The organism is Desulfurococcus sp. (genome assembly GCF_049970475.1).
Lineage (GTDB): Archaea > Thermoproteota > Thermoprotei_A > Sulfolobales > Desulfurococcaceae > Desulfurococcus > Desulfurococcus amylolyticus.
The window spans coordinates 1-17,693 of the sequence record NZ_JBMFMW010000013.1; the positions used below are offsets into that span (position 1 = coordinate 1).

Genomic DNA, 17,693 nt, shown 5'->3' on the forward strand with positions numbered 1-17,693 from the left:
AAAAGCTTAAAACCATCATCCCCGCCATAAATAGCAAGGCTTTCGGTTGTAACAGTCCGATATGATGTATAGAGTTGCTCCATGATGAAGCATGTAGATTGTTGAAGGAATCGAATGATCCCCTTTTAAGACCGGTGGAAAACAGGTTTTAATGGGTTGAGAGACGATGAAATATTAGCCAGCTGTATTATCTATGATGACAGGTGTGTAAAACCCGGTGAATATTTTGGGGAAAGCCGATTTGGTTTCAATTATAAGCAAATATAAGAGTGTGAGAATAATACCGGATACTTCACTAGACTCACTTATCGCATCAAGCATACTGTTGAAAACACTTAGGGAACAAGGTATTTCAGCCAAGGTAACTCTGGATGCTAAAGTCCTCATAGATGAGAGGGATACACCAGCTATACTGATTAATCTACCACCGCTGAATCAGAGCCAGCATGTATCGATAAGCTATAGACAAGACTACTCGGTAGCCGGCTTCATAGCCAGTTTCTTAGACGATTTATATATGATTGAGTGGTGGGATAAGGTCCTCTCAATAATTGCAGCCTTTTACAGGGATCTCTACGTGTTTAAAGAGGGGAAGTTTAAAGGCCTGGAGGACAAAATCCTCAGGGAACTCATTAATGATAGGAGGCTTGAGGAAGCAACCATTCCGAGGGCTTGGGGTATTAAGAGACTCGGGATAGTTGAAAGCATTAAAAGGACTTTAATACCGTTCCTACCGGGTTTCACTGGTAACTCGGAGAAAATACAGGAGCTTGCTTCAAGGATATTCAAGAAAAACCCTGAGCAGATAAGGAACCTTGATAAACTAGATGAGGAAATGCTCAGCCAGCTATTAGAGTTCCTCAATAATATCGCGAAAACACTTGGCATGACCATTGAGGATTTTACAAATAAACTACTCGGCGACTTCATTATTCCATCAGAAGTATTTAATGGGCTGGAAATCCAGCTCAGTGAGGCAATGGGTAGCCTACTTGTATTCAATAGCCTTTACAGGGATTCACCCATATATATGCTGGAGATAAGCTTAGACATGAGTGTAATACCTGTTATCCTATCTATTTATGAGTCAAGCATAGATGAGGCTGCAAGCATGCTTGGCATTATTATACCAGAGTGGCTGGCAAAGAAGAACACATATATTGATGTAGAGGAGTATTTCAAGAGACCCGGTATAGTAATAGATATATTGAATTCCCTAAATGCTTTACCCGCTAAGAAACCCGTTGCAATACTTTATAATGGCCAGAAGATAACTGAGTTAAGGGAGCTCTTAAGAGTAGGCATTAAACCCGAGGAAGCATACACACTATGCGATGAGGTCCAATTATGTGTAGTCAAGTAGCGTATCCCTGTGGGAAAATAGTTGTTAAAGGTAGTAAGCAATACATTAACGCTGTCCACGCATCGCTTCACCCAGATAACACGAAGCCTGCACCAAGAATGAAGATCAATGAGGTGCTTGAAGAAGACACTTATGTGATAGAAATATGTGTTTCAAACAACCTGTTAGATGCGGTGAGGTCGCTACGCTCCACAATAGATGAATTACTGGGACTACTTGAAGTAATCGACTCTATAGAGGTCTATTCATCCATGGGATCCGGCTTCATGAAAAGTAATACCTCGATGAATAGTGTTAATTAGTATGTATAATGAATATATTTAAATATCCCTTTACTAATCTAGGACGCCTTAGTGAAAACGGTTACCAGGGTTGTTAGGGATGTCTTCCAAGCACAGAGCTGTTGTGAAAGATAAGTGGAAGATGAAGAAGTGGTATGAAGTAGTTGCACCAACCTCGTTCGGAGGTATAACTCTAGGTTCAACACCAGCTGATGACCCAGAGAAGTTGATTGGCAGGGTAATTGAGACAACATTGTACGATATAACCGGAGATATAACGCAGGTACATGTAAAACTATACTTCCAAATAATCAGTATCGATGGAAACAAGGCTTTAACAAGGTTCAAGGGGCATGAATTGGCCCGAGACTACATGAGGAGCCTCGTAAGGAGGAAGAGTAGTAAGATTCAAGGCATATTCGACATCACCACGAAAGACGGATACGTACTCCGTGTAACAATAGTTGCATTAACAAGCTACAGATGTAATACTAGTCAAAAGAAAGCAATAAGGAGAGTGATGAGGGAATATATCTTTAAGAAAGCCAGCGAGTTAACACTTGATGAACTAGTACAGGAGATAATGAGCTATAAGATCTCAAATGAGATAGCTGAGCTCGCTAGAAAGATATATCCAATTAGAAGGGTAGAAGTATACAAGACAAAGCTGCTCCTGATACCATCACCCGAAGGACCTAAGCCGGCAGTAGTTATTTCACCGCTTCAAGCAAGAGAGGAGTAAAACGCTTTTAACACGTTCGATCTACTTCCTTTCTACTCTTAGTTACTGAGTCTATAGGGCCAGCCATTGTTTTACTAGGGTGAGTTTTCTACAGGTAACACCACTCTAGTGTGAAGTATCAGTATTCAAGTGGGATGAAGGTTATTAATAATTTCTCAATTTATGTTTATGTTAGAGCTGGAGGAGGCTTGTTTTGAAGGCGGTTATATTAGCCGCTGGAAACGGGATCAGGCTTAAACCAATAACCGAGACCCGCCCTAAACCATTGATACCAATCCTATGTAAGCCATTGTTGGACTGGCACCTTGATAGGCTTGCAGCCGTCTCGTTCATAGATGAAGTGGTTATTGTAACAGGATATATGGGGGATATTATTAGAGCACATGTGATGAGCAGGAGACTACCCTTTAAGGTGAGATTCGTAGAGCAGGGTGAACCAAGGGGAACAGGGGATGCTGTTGTTAAGGGTATTGAAGGAATGGGTAGTGATGATGACGTCCTAATCATTTACTCTGACATCTTCACACCGGTAAACATTATCCCAGAGATTGCGGGGGAAAGCGGAAACATTATTGTAGGTAGCGAAGTAGATAACCCAAGCGACTACGGAGTACTTATTAATGAAGGTAACTATTTCAAAGGAGTCGTGGAGAAACCCATAAACCCTCCCTCGAGACTAGTCAACGCGGGCATATATAAGTTGAGAACCCGTGACATCCTAGATAATAGCGATATAAAGCCGAGCCCACGTGGAGAATTAGAGTTCACTGATGTATTAAATAATATGAGTAGGAGAGGGGTGAAGATTAGAATCTACAAGTTACCGAGGGCGTTATGGATCGATATAGGTAAGCCATGGCATGTAATAGAGGCAAACAAGATGGCTTTAACAATGGTTAAAAAAGAGATAAAGGGAAGAGTCATAGAACCCTCCCATATAATCGGTGAGGTCTATATTGGAGAAAACTCCTTAGTGAACCCATTTACAATGATAGAGGGACCAGCATATATAGATCGAGAGGTCGAAATAGGGCCGAACGCTAGAATCAGGCCTTGGAGTGTTATATGTAGGGGTTCCAAAATAGGCTTCAGCGTTGAAGTCAAGGAGAGCATAATACTAGAAAATGTGCACGCCAGTCATCTCACGTACATCGGTGACAGTATAGTATGTGAAAACGTCAACCTCGGCGCTGGAACGATAACAGCTAATTTAAGGTTTGACGAGGCAACGGTTAAAATGCTTATAAAAGACCATGTGGAGGACACCGGCAGAAAGAAAATGGGTGCTGTGATAGGGGCTAATGTGAAAACAGGTGTTAATGTATCGCTGATGCCCGGGGTGAAAATAGGGAGTGATACATGGATTATGCCTGGCTCAGTTGTATATAGGGATGTGGCCTCGAACTCTATTTATTACAGTGATGGAAGAGTAGAGATAAAAACCGGGTTGAATAAAGATAGAATCAGTGAGAAATAATGGCGGACACATATAGAATAAATGACTTCAAGAAAAAATACCCGCATCTAGCTAGAGAGGTACTCGAGGAGAAAGATATATCTCTAAAATTAAGCGTGAACATGGGCTTCTCCGATCCGTGGAGCGGATACACACCTACAGTAGTAGACTATATTAGACGCTGTAAAAGCCTTGAAGAAGCCTTTGAAGTAGTGGATTACCTTGTAAACCATGGAGAGCTCGATGCAAGAGAGGGAGAGCAATTAAAAGCCGTATTGGAGAGAAATGGCATAGAGTACTTTGGCGGGAGGAAGCAGAATGATTATTACTATAAGGAGGCTAAGAGGTACTGGGAAAAAATATTCAAGCAGATCCCTGGCACGCATTGATGTTTAATTATCCTAACTGCTCCTGGATTTAACCGCTACAATCTTAATGATATCATTGTTCTCAAGCACATAATCCTCTCCAATCCTCCTCTTACTTCTAGCGTTAACAGCGTAGAGGAAGCCTTCACCGAGCTCTGTATGAATCATGTATGCAAGTTCTCTAGCAGTAGTGTTCCTAGGCACTAGGTAAGCATCTGGCAATATATTTCCATGGTGATCCGTAAACTTATTCTCATCCTCAACAGGATATACCACTATTAACCCAAGCTTCCTGAATACGGCATGATTGAGTAATTGCTGAACCCCTGTTGAACCATATTGTTTAAGAACATTGTCCTCTATAAGCTTAAGTACCTTTAATTGATCACTAGTAAGCCTCGATGAATCCTTAATTCTAAACATCGAGTCTCCCGGTATATACTCTATTAACTCACCTTGACTCGCCTTCCTCAGGATGTATTCCCCTAGCGCGCTTACAGGAACAACATTTTCCTCGCCAAACCTCTTTTTCAAGGCCCTTACGTATTCTACTGCCACAGGTGTATCTATCTTATTAGCCGCTATGAGAATGGGTTTACTCACCTCTCTTAATGCAACCGCGAAATCCGCTACATCGGTGAGACTCCAGTTTTTAAAGGGCTTGTCCTCTAAGCCTGCTTTTTTAATGGCTTCTATAACATGTTGTCTTCTAACACTCAGCCCTGAGAGATTCTGAGTTATCAAGTCTAGTGATGCCTGAGTTGAAGCAAGGAACCTGGAGATCTTAGACTCCCAGATCCGTGTAACAATGTTTTTAAACCACTCATTTATCTCGTGAAGTATATTCTCAGCTTCTTCAACAGGATCATATGTTCCAGGAGCAGCTGGATTGCCCTCCAGGTCTGTTGAACCCGATGCGTCAACCACGTGTATGAGAACATCTGCTTGCCTCAGGTCATCCATGAACTTATTTCCAAGCCCTCTACCCATGCTCGCCCCTGGTATGAGACCGGCTACATCGATTATCTTAACCGGGATGAACCTCTCACCCGAGATACAGAAGCCTGCACGTGGATCACACCTAGGTAACCCTATCTCGGTGTGGACACATCTCACTCTAACGTGTCCCACCCCTATATTCGGCTCTATTGTTGTGAAGGGGTGATTGGCTATCTTCACCGGTAGAAGCGTCATGGCTGAAAACAAGGTTGACTTACCCACATTTGTTTTTCCAACTATCCCTATTATCTTCTCTGGAGGCGGCATCTACGCTTCCTCGCCACAGTTTTAGCCTATTTTTTATAAACCCCGTTAACTCATTATTATATACACCTAGGTCACGGTGCTTAGCTATGTCTAAGAGCATGTATCACTATATAGCTGAAGCCTGGAAGGAGAAAAGCAGGGAACTAGAGGCCTTAATCAGGCAGAGGTTGATCGAGTGGAGGAGAGAGCCCTCAGTTGTTAGATTAGAGAAGCCGACTAGACTCGATAAAGCCAGAGCACTAGGGTATAAGGCTAAAGTAGGCTTCATCATCGTAAGGGTAAGGGTTAGAAAAGGAGGGCAGAGAAAGCCCAGGCCGGATAGTGGAAGAAGGCCTAAGAGAATGGGTGTCTATGGTTACGCTCCGGCAAAAAGCCTCAGATTAATAGCTGAGGAGAGGGCTGCAAGAAAGTTCCCTGGACTAGAAGTGCTTAACAGCTACTATGTCGCCGAGGATGGTAGATACAAGTGGTACGAGGTAATACTTGTCGACCCGCATCACCCATCAATATGCAATGACCCAGATGTCAACTGGATATGCGAGCCTCAGAATAGAGGTAGAGTATTCAGAGGGCTGACCAGTGCTGGGAAGAAGATGAGGGGCCTTAGAAAGAGTCGTGGACTCAGAGGCACAGTGTACTACAAGTGGAAACGTAAACTGAAAGAGAGAGAGTTGAAGAAGCGTCACGAAGCCAGTAGGGGAGCACGTGATCCATGGCAAATAGCAGAGAAACTGAAAGAAGAAAAGTAGTGCTTCAATCCATAGAGATATCTTCTTTTTGCCACGCCACAGAGGATTGCAACAGAGTCCGTACATCAATACTTAACTTAATTCCCCCTGAAATGCGGGGTAAACTAATACTAATCGAGGAAGCCGTTGAAGGCTACTATGGTAATAGAATAGTAGTCATAAAGACACAGATACTTGAGGAGTGCGAGGAAGTACTTAAATACTTATTATCCACTATGAGCGACACTGAGAAGTCATTAATGAAGATCACCCTACCCCTTAGATTCGATCCTAGAACTGGGCGCTTGATACTGCGTATCAGCAAGCAGGATGCCTTCCTCGGAAACATGAAACTACTCGACTCCGACGATGTTGTAAAAATAACGCTCCACTTCAAAGGAGTTAAAAGCATTGAGAAGATATCGGGATATATCGATGGCTTAACATCGCTGGGACAGTCAAGTACCAGCTAGGCTTAAAGATCCCGCTCCCTAGCCATCATTAATAATAAGCTTGACTACCTTAATTACATAGGAGGTTCCAAATGTTTATAGATGTCAATGTTGCTAATTGCACTGGAGATGTCTTGGAAGCTGCTGGAAGACTATACTTTAAATTCATAGCCTGCAATGACCTAAGAGAGCCCTTGGAGACAAGATCTCTTGTAGCGATACCTAGACTCGTATTGAAGGCTGCTAGTGTCACAGAGCTGAAGAACATGCTTTCCACACAGGGTGGAATAGCCTATACTGCTGTAACGCCTTTATCGCTTCAGACCGCTAGGTGGAGCACACATGATAGCAGGGTAAACGTTATTATAATGAATGATGAAAACATCGAGTTCTTCGATGTAAAGCAGTTCAGGGCTATGAAGACTCACAATAAGCCTCTCGAGATATCTTTAAAGAGCCTCCTGGCCCTGGATGATGTTAAAAGAGGACAGGCTTATAGAAGGATAAACCTGGCTTTAAGGATGAATATATCATTAATAGTTGGTTCGGGCGCCGAGCACTGGTGGGAGCTCTACCACCCCCGTGCAATAATAAGCCTCCTTAAAACGCTGTATGATGTCCCAGAGCCCGTTGCCCTTGCATCGATTACCACGAGGCCATATCAAATCATCTCTGAGAAACTCCAGTTAACCAGGGGCAAGGTGGGTAGGGATGAATAGCTTTGAGGCAGTATTAGTTTTACTTACACTGGCTTCCTCGTTAGTCGCCCTCATATTATCTATTAGGAGCCACTATAGGGTTTCACGCCTCGTTGAAATAATTGGTGTGCTTGAAACACGTGTCAGAAACCAGGGTGGGATGATTAAGCCTAGGAAGCGCTACATAGCGTTTTCAATTGTATGCGATAAACCGGTCACCAGGGAGCAACTTGAAGACTCCTTTACGAAACTATACGCAGAGTACTTTGGTAAAGTCCTACTCCACAAGGCATCACCTCAATTCATATTCTTCATGGAAGACAAGCAAGTAGGAGTACTTAGAGTCAGCCATCTCTACAAAGATCACGTGCTTGCAGTCCTCGGGATCCTCAAGCAAGTAAATAACTCTAAATGTATAGCCATACCATTGAAGACCTGTGGCTCGTTGAAGAAATGCAGAAAGATCCTGGAGAAGTATTAAAGTATGAGGAGACCAGTCATCAACCATGTTGATAATAGAGAGGTGCGGGGGGTGGGATTTGAACCCACGCAGGCCTACGCCAGCGGATCTTAAGTCCGCCCCCTTTGGCCAAGCTCGGGCACCCCCGCACCCGGTATCTAATTATTGTTAGAGGGATTAAAAACCTCGTAGAATAGATTTCATCCACAATTTGTCACTGGAGGATTATCTCGCTTCTATTATTGTTTAGGGTTGGCCCCAAAGGCCTGCACCTTGTCCACAAGGATGAGAAGAAAACACATGAGAACTCTACCTTAAAAGACAGTGTTTTCACTTGTAAACGGTTTAATCAGATCGTCGCGAAGTAATCATCTGCCAAGTTCATTCTGGAGCGGCGTCATCATCTACTCTATGGAATACTTTATCGAACCTATTATAGCTTTATCATTTTCACCGCTGACCCTCTCCTCGCCCTAAGGGGCAGAAACATTAGATTAAAGCTTATTGGATAAATGTTTCTGTAAATTATATTGAAGTAGGAGTGAACCCCGTAGCAGATACAATACAGAACAACACATGAAGTCACGACCCAGGTGAACGGTTCAGTTGTAATGGGAATTAACATGGATGCATTAAGAGTTAAAAACACTTAGATGTATTTAAATGATGAGTAGGATACGGGGAGTGTGAAAACATGGGTTTCTCAATGGCTGCAGCGTATGATAGGGCAATCACAATATTTTCGCCTGATGGGAGGATATATCAGGTTGAATACGCGTTCGAAGCCGTGAGGAGAGGCTGGACCACTATAGGTATAAGAACAAAGAGCGCCTCTATCGTTGCAGCTGAAAAGAGGAAGATAACCCAGCTAATCGATGAGAAGGCGATTCAGAAAATATTCAAGATAGATGATCATATAGGCGCCAGCTATGCTGGAATGGCTGGAGATGGAAGGATATTGATAAGCTACGCTATAAACCAGGCACTACTTCATAGGTTCTACTATGATGAACCAGCTCCAGTAGAATATATAACTAAACTAGTATGCGATGTCAAGCAGGCATACACGCAGCATGCTGGTGTAAGGCCCTTCGGCGTGGCAATGATTTTTGCCGGGGTAGATGAAAAAGGCACACAGTTATTTATGACTGAACCTAGTGGGAGATACCTTAGTTATTACGCGACAGCTATAGGTGAGAAAAGCAATAATGTAATAGAATTCCTGGAGAAAAACTACAAGTATGATTTAGATACTAGCGAATCCCTTAAACTAGCAATACAAGCACTTGCAGGGATAGTAGAGGGCAAGCCTTTCGAGGACTACATGGAGATAGGTTATGTAGATGTTGAGTCACGTCGGTTCAGAATACTTATGCCGAATGAAATAAGGAAGTATATTGAGGAATTGGAGAAAGAAGGAAAGCTAAAGATGTAGAATATATCACGGAGCCAAACCCTATATGAGGTTTTTAAGCCATGAAAGATAAACTAGTCATCGCACGCTACGAGGCTAAAGGACATAGATTCGAGATCCTGGTCGACCCTGAGTTAGCGCTTAAGATTAAGGAGGGAAAACAGATAAGTATAGATGAAGTTGTGGCTGGAGACTTCATCTATAAAGACGCTAGAAAAGGGTTAAAGGCCTCGCCGGAGTCGATGAAGGAGGTTTTTGGAACAGATGATCCCAAGGTAGTAGCAGTGGAGATTATAAAACGCGGTGAACTACAGCTCACAGCCGAACAGAGAAGAAAGTTTATTGAGGAAAAGAGGGCACAGATATTAAACTTGATCGCTAGAAACGCTATAGATCCCAAGACGAAACTACCTATCCCAGTGAAAAGGCTTGAATTGGCGATGGAGCAAGCAAGGATATCAATAGACCCATATAAGCCAGCTGAGCAGCAAATGGAACATATTGTTTCACAGCTAGCCAAGGTTATACCTATAAAAATAGCTAAGGCTTATGTCGCTGTAAGAATACCGAGCGAATATGCTAGTAGATCGCTTAAACAAATACAGGCAATGGGGACAACTAAGAAGGTCCAGTGGCGTGAAGACGGGAGCTTATATGTGGAGCTAGAGATTCCGGCTGGATTGCAACAAGAGTTGATAGATAAAGTCAACGCTTTAACAAAGGGTAGCGGGGAAGTTAAGATATTGAACGTGGGGTGAGAGATCGATGAAGGTTCTAGTAGCTGATAGACAGTTAGTGAGACCGGGAGACTGCCTCGCGATACTTGAGGAAGGCATTATCTCAAATGAGATCAAGAGGTACCCGGATAAACACATATATGTTCTAGACAATAAGGTATACAGCGATGTACTCGGCATAGTCTACATTGAGGATAAAGACATCAATGTCATACCACTTGAAAGCGTTTACTACCCAAGGAAAGATGATACAGTTATAGGGATCGTAGATAGTATAGGCGTAACCTCGTGGAGCATAGATATACGTGCACCATACAAGGCGATCCTGCCCGGTTCAGATGTTATCGAGGGATTCAACCCTATAACTCATAACTTGAGGAACTACCTGGATACAGGTGATTTAATCCTGGCGAAAATAGCGATCTTCGATAGAACCAGAGACCCCATGCTAACTACGAAGGGTAAAGGATTAGGGAAAATACTTGAAGGGGTAGTTGTCGAGATTAAGCCGAGTAAAGTAGCTAGGCTGGTGGGTAAGAAGGGTAGTATGTATAATCTACTATCGAGTAAAAGCGGCTGTGATATAACGATTGCACAGAACGGGTACGTATGGCTAAAATGTAAGGATGAATATGTTACCAAAGTTTTAATAGAGGCAATAAGACTCATTGAGTTAAAAGCACATATACGTGGTCTAACCGAGGAAGTAAGAGTATTTCTAGAATCCAAGCTTGGTGAAGGCAAATGAGTGGAAAACCTGTATTAATCAGGGATGGATTAAGAATAGATGGGAGAAAACCGGAGGAACTACGTCCGGTTAGAATAGCGTTAGGAGTCTTGAAAAATGCTAATGGAAGCGCATTGGTTGAGTATGGTAATACGAAGGCCTTGGCGGCAGTATATGGTCCACGGGAAGCGCTGCCGAAGCATATAAGTCTACCAGATAGGGCAATACTCAGAGTAAGATATCATATGGCACCTTTCTCTACGACAGAGCGTAAATCACCTGCCCCCTCCAGAAGGGAAATCGAGTTATCCAAGGTTATACGTGAAGCACTTGAATCAGTCGTTTTTACATCACAGTTTCCAAGGGCCAGTATAGATGTATTCGTAGAGATCCTCCAAGCCGATGGAGGGACACGTACAACAGGGCTAACCGCTGCTTCACTAGCACTAGCTGACGCGGGGATACCTATGAGAGATCTAGTCATAGGTGTTGCAGTAGGGAAAGTTGATGGAGTACTAGTACTAGACATAAATGAGCTGGAGGACGAGTATGGTGAAGCAGATCTCCCAGTAGGCATCATGCCGAATACTGGCGAGATAGTTTTACTACAGTTAAACGGCGTCTTAACCTCTGGCGAATTCAAGCAGGCACTAGACATAGCTTACAAAGGAGTCGAACAAATCTATAAAACCGCGAAGGAGGCAATGTACCGTAAGTATTACAAGATGTTTGAGGAGGTGAGGTAGAATGAGTATAACACCCGAGAAAGAGCCTTTACTACCTAGAATACAGGTGGAAAACATAGTTAAATCCATAAAGAAAGGAGAGAGAATAGACGGTAGGGGTTTAACTGATTACCGGCCTATAGAAGTGATATTGAACCCTATAACCAAGGCATCCGGTAGTTCCCTTGTTAAGCTAGGAGGTACACAGGTAATAGCAGGCGTAAAGCTTGAACTAGAGGAGCCCTTCCCGGATAGACCTGGGGAAGGAGTTTTACAAGTACATGCTGAGTTTGTTCCATTAGCATCACCATCATTCGAGCCCGGTCCACCAGATGAAAACGCGATAGAGGTTGCAAGGGTTATTGATAGATCACTAAGGGAATCCAAGGCTGTTAAGCTGGATGCATTAGCCATAGAGCCGGGAAAAATAGTGTGGAGTGTCTACACGGATATCTACCTGGTGGATCACCAGGGCAACATTATCGATACCGGCATGCTTGCCTCAATGCTCGCCCTGGCAACATCAAGGATTCCAGAGTTAATTAAAGGCGAGAACGGGTATAAAGTAGACCATACCAAGTATGTTGGCCCATTACCGATAAATACGTTGGTGGCCACTGTTACAATGGGTATCTACAACGACGTAATAATCGTTGATCCCCTACTCGAGGAGGAGGCTGTAATAGATTCATTCATAACTATCGCTATCGATGAGTCAGGCAGGATCTGTGGTATACAAAAAAGAGGGATGAAAGGGTTCTCTAGAAGCGTTCTCGATAACACTGTTGAAATAGCGCTATCTAAGGGACGAGAACTCGTGGACTTAATGAAGAAAATATTAAATAACCCAAGTGAATACATGAAACCCTTAGTATCAGAGTAAGTATACATGGTGAATGCTTATGGGTAAGACAAAGGTAGTTGGGATAGCAGGTAGATATGGGACAAGATATGGTTCAACCCTCAGGAAAAAAATACGTGATATATTAGAAAAGCGGTACAGCCCACACACCTGCCCGTTCTGCGGGCATAAGGGTAAAGTGTACAGGTTAAGCACAGGTGTGTGGGCTTGCAAGAAATGTGGGGCTAAATGGGCTGGAGGAGCATATATGCCTAAGACAGAGTCGGCCAAATTATTCTCAGATATCATTATAAGGGAGTAGACTACTTGATTCTTATAACCACATCCCATAGGCCTTCTCAGAGGGTAAGATCTTTTGCCAAGGATCTCTCCTCAGTCATACCTTACTCGATCAGGGTTACCCGTGGAAAAAAGACGTTGGAGGACCTGGTTATTGAGGCCTATAAGAATGGCTTGTCCTACATAGCCATAATTGGTGAGAGAAGGGGGAATCCATCAACTATAGAGATCTATAAGGTGGACTCCTCCATAATGCCACCTAGTGCTATAAGGATATCAACACTATTATTAAGTGGAGTAAGGCTCTCAAGAGAGAATCCTGAGTCGATTAGAGTATATAATCCCCGTAGTGTTAAAGTAGAGTATGATCAATGTGTGACAGACGAGTGCTTTGCCCTTGCAGATATACTACTCTCTATAACGTCGAAAGCTTTCTCTCGTCAACCAGATGTTAAAATAGCCCTTGAGGAAGGCGAGTACGTAGATGTCGAATTCTACAGTTCAACCAACCATCGAATAGGGCCATCACTCAGGATTGCAAGGGTGATCCTATATAAGTGAGAAAGTAGAGGTAGAATACGTGCTCGGGGTATATGAGAAGGTAGCCGAGGCTATACTCGCATCCATTAAACCCGACCTCAATGATATCCCAAAAGAATGCAGGGGCGAGGTGGTTGAGAATCACTCCAAATTAGTAATCAGGTTCTCATGTAGTAAAGCCAGTATTTTAAAAGCCTTAAATAACAGCTTTACAAATATAGTACTCATGCTATTAGACTTGGTAAGGTGTTTAGGAAATGAGTGAAAAAACCCTCCCGCCCGAGGTCCAACAATTACTAATCCAGTATCAGACCTTAAGGGAGCACCAGGCTAGAATAGATGCTGAGCTAAAAATGGTTGAGGCTGAACTCAGCGATGTAGAGAATGTAATGGATACTCTAAAGAATGTTGATGATAGTACAGAGCTATACAAGGTCGTAGGACATGTCATCGTCAAGAAGAGCAGGGCAGATATCGTGAAGGAACTCGAGGAAAGAAAAGAGCTACTTGTGGTTAAAAGAGATAAGTACCGTAAGCAATTAGAATTCCTCAACAAGCAGGTTAACGAGTTGGAGGGACGTATTAAGGAGGCATTAAGCAAGCATGGATTATCAATCGAATGACAGGGTTCTCGGCAGAATAAATATTCAGGGACTCACCGAGGATATGCTGGAAAATATAATCAGTAAAGTAGATGAGAAAGTATCAGAGTACCTAGTATCAAAACTACCTAAAAAGACCTATTTCAACACCATTATAAGCATTGAAAAAGTGGGGGACGGCTTGAACCTCGTATTAGACCTGGAAGCAACAGGCCCCTTCGGCGATGTATACAACTATGAACAAATACTACAGGATGCAATCAATTATGCCAGAAGCATCTTCGAGGAATTACTCAATGAATATGTATCCAGAGAGACCCATTAAACGCTAAGGCGGACAAGCTTTTTCAGCCTAGATACAAATGCCATGATTTCTAATAGTCCTTAACCGATCAAAGCATTGCTAAGGGATGTTCTAACCTGGTACCAAGCTTAAAATTAAAGTTTTATAATCAGATTATACTTATTCGTGAAAGATAATGGGGATCGAATATGGTTAAGTTTAAGCAGACCAGCGAAGTATTAAAGATAATGGGGAATATCGAGCAGATCAGGAACATAGGTATTACAGCCCACGTTGACCATGGAAAGACAACTCTATCCGACACACTGTTAAGCGCTGCAGGATTAATTTCCGAGAAGATAGCTGGTCAGGCCCTGGCATTAGACTACCTTGATGTCGAGCAGAAGAGGCAGATGACGGTTAAGGCTGCAAATGCGAGCCTATACCACGAGTACAAGGGTAAGCCGTATCTAATAAACCTGATAGATACACCTGGTCACGTCGACTTCCAGTCCAAAACCATTCGTGCCCTAAGGGTGATAGATGGCGCTATAGTCGTTGTAGACGCTGTAGAAGGCGTTATGACCCAGACCGAGATGTATCTCCGTGTAGCATTAGAGGAACGGGTCCGCCCGGTGCTTTTCATAAATAAGATAGATAGATTGATAAAGGAGTTAAGGTTATCACCAACTGAAATCCAGCAGAGGCTAGTCCAAATAGTCAGGGATGTGAACACGCTTATTGCTACATATGCTGATAAAGAATTCCAGAAAGCCTGGCTACTAGATCCAATGAAGGGACAGGTGGCATTTGGCTCAGCAAGAGACCGCTGGGGACTTACAATACCCTTGGTGCAGCAGAAAGGAATAAAGTTCTCTGACATAGTCGATGTCTATACTAGAGGTAAGGAGGCTGTTGCAGAGCTACAGAAGACAGCCCCCTTACATGAAGCAATATTAGACATGGTTGTTAAACACATTCCAAACCCGAGAGAGGCTCAGAGATACAGGATTCCAAAGATATGGCACGGCGACCCCAATCACGAAATCGTAAAGCACTTAATAGAGGCTGATCCAAACGGTCCATTAGTGATGCTGATAAATGATATAAGGGTTGACCCTCACGCTGGATTAGTTGCGACTGGTAGAATATATTCGGGTACCCTTAGACCCGGTGAAGAAGTCTGGCTGGTGAATGCTAGAGTACCACAGAGAGTATTACAGGTAAGCCTCTACATGGGTCCATATAGAGAGCTAGCTGATGAAATAACAGCTGGCAACATAGCTGCTGCACTGGGATTAGAGAAAGCCAGGTCTGGTGAAACAGTGGTATCAATGAAGTACAAGGACACTATGACGCCTTTCGAGAAGCTCAAGATGATAACCGAGTCGGTTGTCACAGTTGCTATAGAGCCGAAGAACCCCCAGCAGACAACAAAGCTCATTGATGCATTATATAAGTTGCACCTAGAGGATCCAAGCCTTATAGTGAAAATAAATGAGGAGACTGGCGAGTACCTACTCAGCGGTGTAGGCACGTTACACATAGAGATAGCTTTAACGCTTTTGAAAGATCTATATGGGCTCGAGGTAGTTACCTCTCCGCCTGTCATAGTGTATAGGGAAACCATTAGGGATAGAAGCCAGGTATTCGAAGGGAAGTCGCCTAACAAGCATAATAAGTTCTACATAAGTGTTACACCATTAAATGAGGAGACGCTCAGGTTATTATCCGAAGGCATTATAATGGAGGACATGGATGCACGTGAGAGAGCTAAGATACTGAGAGAACAAGCTGGATGGGATGCCGACGAGGCTAGAAGAATAATGGCCATTGATGAAAACCTGAATATACTCATTGATATGACAACAGGTGTACAATACCTGAGGGAAGTCAAGGACACTATCATACAAGGCTTTAGACTGGCAATGAGGGAAGGCCCATTAGCAATGGAGCCTGTTAGAGGTGTGAAGGTCGTATTACATGATGCGGTGATCCACGAAGACCCTGCACACAGGGGACCGGCACAGATATTCCCAGCAGTTAGAAACGCTATATTCGCTGGTTTCCTAACGGCTAGGCCAACAATACTTGAACCCATATTAAAGCTCGATATAAGGTCCCCAATGGAGTATATAGGCAACATCTCCTCAGTGATAACGAAGAAGAGAGGTAAACTCATAGAGGTGCAGCAAATGGAGACCACAGCTAGGGTAATAGCTGAGATACCTGTGTCAGAGTCATTCGATATAGCTGATATGCTGAGAAATGTTACAGCAGGTAAGGCTATCTGGGGACAGGAATTCAGTAGGTGGGCACCGGTTCCCGAGAACATGTTAATGGATCTAATCGCGAAGATTAGAACCAGGAAAGGGCTGAAACCAGAGCCGCCTAAACCCGAGGACTTCCTATCTCCATAGTTGTTTTCAATTATACATAATTTTTCCATAGGCACCTCGCAATAAATTTTATAAAATAATTTATAATCCCCTTAGGATTCTTATGAAATAATGATGCCGGGGTAGCTCAGCTCGGTAGAGCGCCGGGCTGTTAACCGCTTAAGCGAGAAGCCTGGTGCGGAAACCCGGTGGTCCGGGGTTCGAGTCCCCGCCCCGGCGCTGCTCACTGAATCACTATTTCGTCTCCGACTTTGGGAATATAGATATTGATATCGCTACCTAGCTTCTCAAGGATCACGTCTCTTAAAGAGGTGGCTTCATCCTCGTTTCCATGGATTATAACAATGTTCTTTAGTGATGTCCTGTATCTTGATATTATATCTAGTAGTCCATCCTGCCCTGCATGACTGGAGAAATCAAGCCATTCAACCCTTGCATTAACCCTATCGATTTCCAGCTCTGGAATCCCTCCCTCTTCTAGTAATTTATGGCCATTACTATTGGGTGCTTGATAGCTCACCATCACTATTGAGTTCCTCGGATTCTGATATATTTTCTTAAGGTAGTAGACGCTGGGACCTCCCTTGAGCATTCCAGCTGAAGCTATTATTACACAGGGCTTGTTTATGATTTTCTTTCTTTCCTTCGCACCTGTAACAAAGTTGACTGTTTCAAAGACTTTAGCAAAGAGGGATGAATCCTTCAAGTACTTCTTGTATCTGAGATATATCTCGGTTATATCTTTGATCATGCCATCCAAGTATATGTCAACATAGGGTGCTTCCGCAGCTATTAACGTGGCTATCTCCTGACTCCGCCCAACACTGAAAGCCGGTATTAGGACGGTCCCTTTCCTATCAATAGTCTCCTCAACTATCTCCAACAGTTTCTTTTCAACAATGTATCTAGGAGGATGATTTCTACCCCCATATGTTGACTCAATGAGTATTGTTTCAACATTTAGTTCCAGAGTCTCGGCACCTGGTAAAGTCCATGTATCCCTGTTATTAATATCACCAGTATACATTAACCTATGCCCACTACCTGTTTCAAGGTACGTCATGCTACTACCAATAATGTGTCCCGCGTTCTCCAGGACCAGTTTAAATCCTTCCTCCTCATATTTCTCACCATACTCGAGGAAGACCGTGTTATCATATAGGTTCTCGAACTCCCTCATATCATATTCTATAACAGCAGAGTTCAGCTTCAAGAAATCTATAACTAATAACCTAGCTACCTCCATAGTTGGCATGGTTGAGAACGCCTTTGGTCTCCCCGTTATGTATAGGTATGGTGCTGCACCAACAT

Annotated in this window: 22 protein-coding genes and 2 tRNA genes; 21 read left to right on the top strand and 3 right to left on the bottom strand. The window is 43.2% G+C overall.

The window, feature by feature from the left end; translation table 11 throughout:
- Nucleotides 1-226: 226 nt before the first annotated feature.
- From ACP5N5_RS01620 to ACP5N5_RS01640, 5 genes are all read left to right on the top strand, one after another.
- On the top strand, nucleotides 227-1,363 hold the full coding sequence (locus ACP5N5_RS01620) for a phosphoesterase (RefSeq protein WP_276815004.1): 1,137 nt from the start codon (nucleotides 227-229) through the stop codon (nucleotides 1,361-1,363).
- On the top strand, nucleotides 1,348-1,665 hold the full coding sequence (locus ACP5N5_RS01625) for a KEOPS complex subunit Pcc1 (RefSeq protein ID WP_042666777.1): 318 nt from the start codon (nucleotides 1,348-1,350) through the stop codon (nucleotides 1,663-1,665). Before ACP5N5_RS01620 ends, ACP5N5_RS01625 begins: the two co-directional genes overlap by 16 nt.
- A gap of 79 nt (nucleotides 1,666-1,744) precedes the next feature.
- Entirely contained in the window at nucleotides 1,745-2,386 is a 642-nt protein-coding gene (locus tag ACP5N5_RS01630; RefSeq protein WP_042666776.1) for a 30S ribosomal protein S3ae, read from the top strand.
- A gap of 193 nt (nucleotides 2,387-2,579) precedes the next feature.
- Complete coding sequence (gene glmU / locus ACP5N5_RS01635; protein WP_428131779.1) at nucleotides 2,580-3,863, top strand: bifunctional sugar-1-phosphate nucleotidylyltransferase/acetyltransferase; 1,284 nt, start codon at nucleotides 2,580-2,582, stop codon at nucleotides 3,861-3,863.
- Nucleotides 3,863-4,231: a DUF2095 family protein gene (locus ACP5N5_RS01640; RefSeq protein ID WP_428131783.1), complete on the top strand. Its 369-nt coding sequence runs from the start codon at nucleotides 3,863-3,865 to the stop codon at nucleotides 4,229-4,231. Before glmU ends, ACP5N5_RS01640 begins: the two co-directional genes overlap by 1 nt.
- A 12-nt stretch (nucleotides 4,232-4,243) precedes the next feature.
- Here the strand turns inward: ACP5N5_RS01640 and ACP5N5_RS01645 are convergent, their stop codons facing one another.
- The gene (locus ACP5N5_RS01645; protein ID WP_042666773.1) at nucleotides 4,244-5,476 is read right to left on the bottom strand and encodes a redox-regulated ATPase YchF; all 1,233 of its coding nucleotides are present in this window, start codon (nucleotides 5,474-5,476) and stop codon (nucleotides 4,244-4,246) included.
- An 86-nt stretch (nucleotides 5,477-5,562) separates the two neighbouring features.
- On the opposite strand from ACP5N5_RS01645, the gene ACP5N5_RS01650 reads away from it, so the two are divergent.
- The 4 genes from ACP5N5_RS01650 (at nucleotide 5,563) to ACP5N5_RS01665 (ending at nucleotide 7,835) form a co-directional block, all read left to right on the top strand.
- Nucleotides 5,563-6,225, top strand: a complete 663-nt coding sequence (locus ACP5N5_RS01650) for a 50S ribosomal protein L15e (protein WP_012608998.1) — start codon at nucleotides 5,563-5,565, stop codon at nucleotides 6,223-6,225.
- Nucleotides 6,189-6,677 (top strand): RNA-binding domain-containing protein, encoded by a 489-nt coding sequence (locus tag ACP5N5_RS01655; protein WP_428131796.1) that lies wholly within the window; start codon nucleotides 6,189-6,191, stop codon nucleotides 6,675-6,677. Before ACP5N5_RS01650 ends, ACP5N5_RS01655 begins: the two co-directional genes overlap by 37 nt.
- Before the next feature lie 71 nt (nucleotides 6,678-6,748).
- Nucleotides 6,749-7,375: a ribonuclease P gene (locus ACP5N5_RS01660; protein ID WP_428131799.1), complete on the top strand. Its 627-nt coding sequence runs from the start codon at nucleotides 6,749-6,751 to the stop codon at nucleotides 7,373-7,375.
- The gene (locus tag ACP5N5_RS01665) at nucleotides 7,368-7,835 is read left to right on the top strand and encodes an Rpp14/Pop5 family protein (RefSeq protein WP_012608995.1); all 468 of its coding nucleotides are present in this window, start codon (nucleotides 7,368-7,370) and stop codon (nucleotides 7,833-7,835) included. The genes ACP5N5_RS01660 and ACP5N5_RS01665 overlap by 8 nt, the downstream gene beginning before the upstream one ends.
- Nucleotides 7,836-7,878: 43 nt before the next feature.
- Here the strand turns inward: ACP5N5_RS01665 and ACP5N5_RS01670 are convergent.
- Nucleotides 7,879-7,963: transfer RNA gene (locus ACP5N5_RS01670), tRNA-Leu, on the bottom strand.
- A 545-nt stretch (nucleotides 7,964-8,508) separates the two neighbouring features.
- On the opposite strand from ACP5N5_RS01670, the gene psmA reads away from it, so the two are divergent.
- From psmA to ACP5N5_RS01730, 12 genes are all read left to right on the top strand, one after another.
- On the top strand, nucleotides 8,509-9,249 hold the full coding sequence (gene psmA, locus ACP5N5_RS01675; protein ID WP_042666770.1) for an archaeal proteasome endopeptidase complex subunit alpha: 741 nt from the start codon (nucleotides 8,509-8,511) through the stop codon (nucleotides 9,247-9,249).
- A gap of 41 nt (nucleotides 9,250-9,290) precedes the next feature.
- Complete coding sequence (locus tag ACP5N5_RS01680) at nucleotides 9,291-9,986, top strand: ribosome assembly factor SBDS (protein WP_012608993.1); 696 nt, start codon at nucleotides 9,291-9,293, stop codon at nucleotides 9,984-9,986.
- Nucleotides 9,987-9,993: 7 nt separating this feature from the next.
- On the top strand, nucleotides 9,994-10,713 hold the full coding sequence (gene rrp4, locus ACP5N5_RS01685) for an exosome complex RNA-binding protein Rrp4 (protein WP_012608992.1): 720 nt from the start codon (nucleotides 9,994-9,996) through the stop codon (nucleotides 10,711-10,713).
- Nucleotides 10,710-11,438 (top strand): exosome complex exonuclease Rrp41, encoded by a 729-nt coding sequence (gene rrp41, locus ACP5N5_RS01690; RefSeq protein WP_428131811.1) that lies wholly within the window; start codon nucleotides 10,710-10,712, stop codon nucleotides 11,436-11,438. The genes rrp4 and rrp41 overlap by 4 nt, the downstream gene beginning before the upstream one ends.
- Nucleotide 11,439: 1 nt before the next feature.
- A complete protein-coding gene (rrp42, locus tag ACP5N5_RS01695; RefSeq protein WP_428131815.1) occupies nucleotides 11,440-12,300 on the top strand; it encodes an exosome complex protein Rrp42 in 861 nt (286 codons plus the stop codon).
- A gap of 19 nt (nucleotides 12,301-12,319) precedes the next feature.
- A complete protein-coding gene (locus tag ACP5N5_RS01700; protein WP_012608989.1) occupies nucleotides 12,320-12,580 on the top strand; it encodes a 50S ribosomal protein L37ae in 261 nt (86 codons plus the stop codon).
- Nucleotides 12,581-12,585: 5 nt separating this feature from the next.
- On the top strand, nucleotides 12,586-13,119 hold the full coding sequence (locus ACP5N5_RS01705) for a Brix domain-containing protein (protein ID WP_428131819.1): 534 nt from the start codon (nucleotides 12,586-12,588) through the stop codon (nucleotides 13,117-13,119).
- A 19-nt stretch (nucleotides 13,120-13,138) separates the two neighbouring features.
- The gene (locus ACP5N5_RS01710; protein WP_012608987.1) at nucleotides 13,139-13,363 is read left to right on the top strand and encodes a CTAG/PCC1 family protein; all 225 of its coding nucleotides are present in this window, start codon (nucleotides 13,139-13,141) and stop codon (nucleotides 13,361-13,363) included.
- Nucleotides 13,356-13,721 (top strand): prefoldin subunit beta, encoded by a 366-nt coding sequence (locus tag ACP5N5_RS01715; RefSeq protein WP_428131826.1) that lies wholly within the window; start codon nucleotides 13,356-13,358, stop codon nucleotides 13,719-13,721. The genes ACP5N5_RS01710 and ACP5N5_RS01715 overlap by 8 nt, the downstream gene beginning before the upstream one ends.
- Nucleotides 13,702-14,025: a hypothetical protein gene (locus ACP5N5_RS01720; protein WP_048058929.1), complete on the top strand. Its 324-nt coding sequence runs from the start codon at nucleotides 13,702-13,704 to the stop codon at nucleotides 14,023-14,025. Before ACP5N5_RS01715 ends, ACP5N5_RS01720 begins: the two co-directional genes overlap by 20 nt.
- A 167-nt stretch (nucleotides 14,026-14,192) precedes the next feature.
- The gene (locus ACP5N5_RS01725; RefSeq protein WP_428131830.1) at nucleotides 14,193-16,403 is read left to right on the top strand and encodes an elongation factor EF-2; all 2,211 of its coding nucleotides are present in this window, start codon (nucleotides 14,193-14,195) and stop codon (nucleotides 16,401-16,403) included.
- A gap of 95 nt (nucleotides 16,404-16,498) precedes the next feature.
- A tRNA-Asn gene (locus ACP5N5_RS01730) sits at nucleotides 16,499-16,601 on the top strand.
- Nucleotides 16,602-16,605: 4 nt separating this feature from the next.
- Here ACP5N5_RS01730 and ACP5N5_RS01735 read toward each other — a convergent pair.
- Nucleotides 16,606-17,693 (bottom strand): MBL fold metallo-hydrolase (locus ACP5N5_RS01735; protein WP_428131834.1); only part of this gene is annotated, 1,088 nt, incomplete at its 5' end.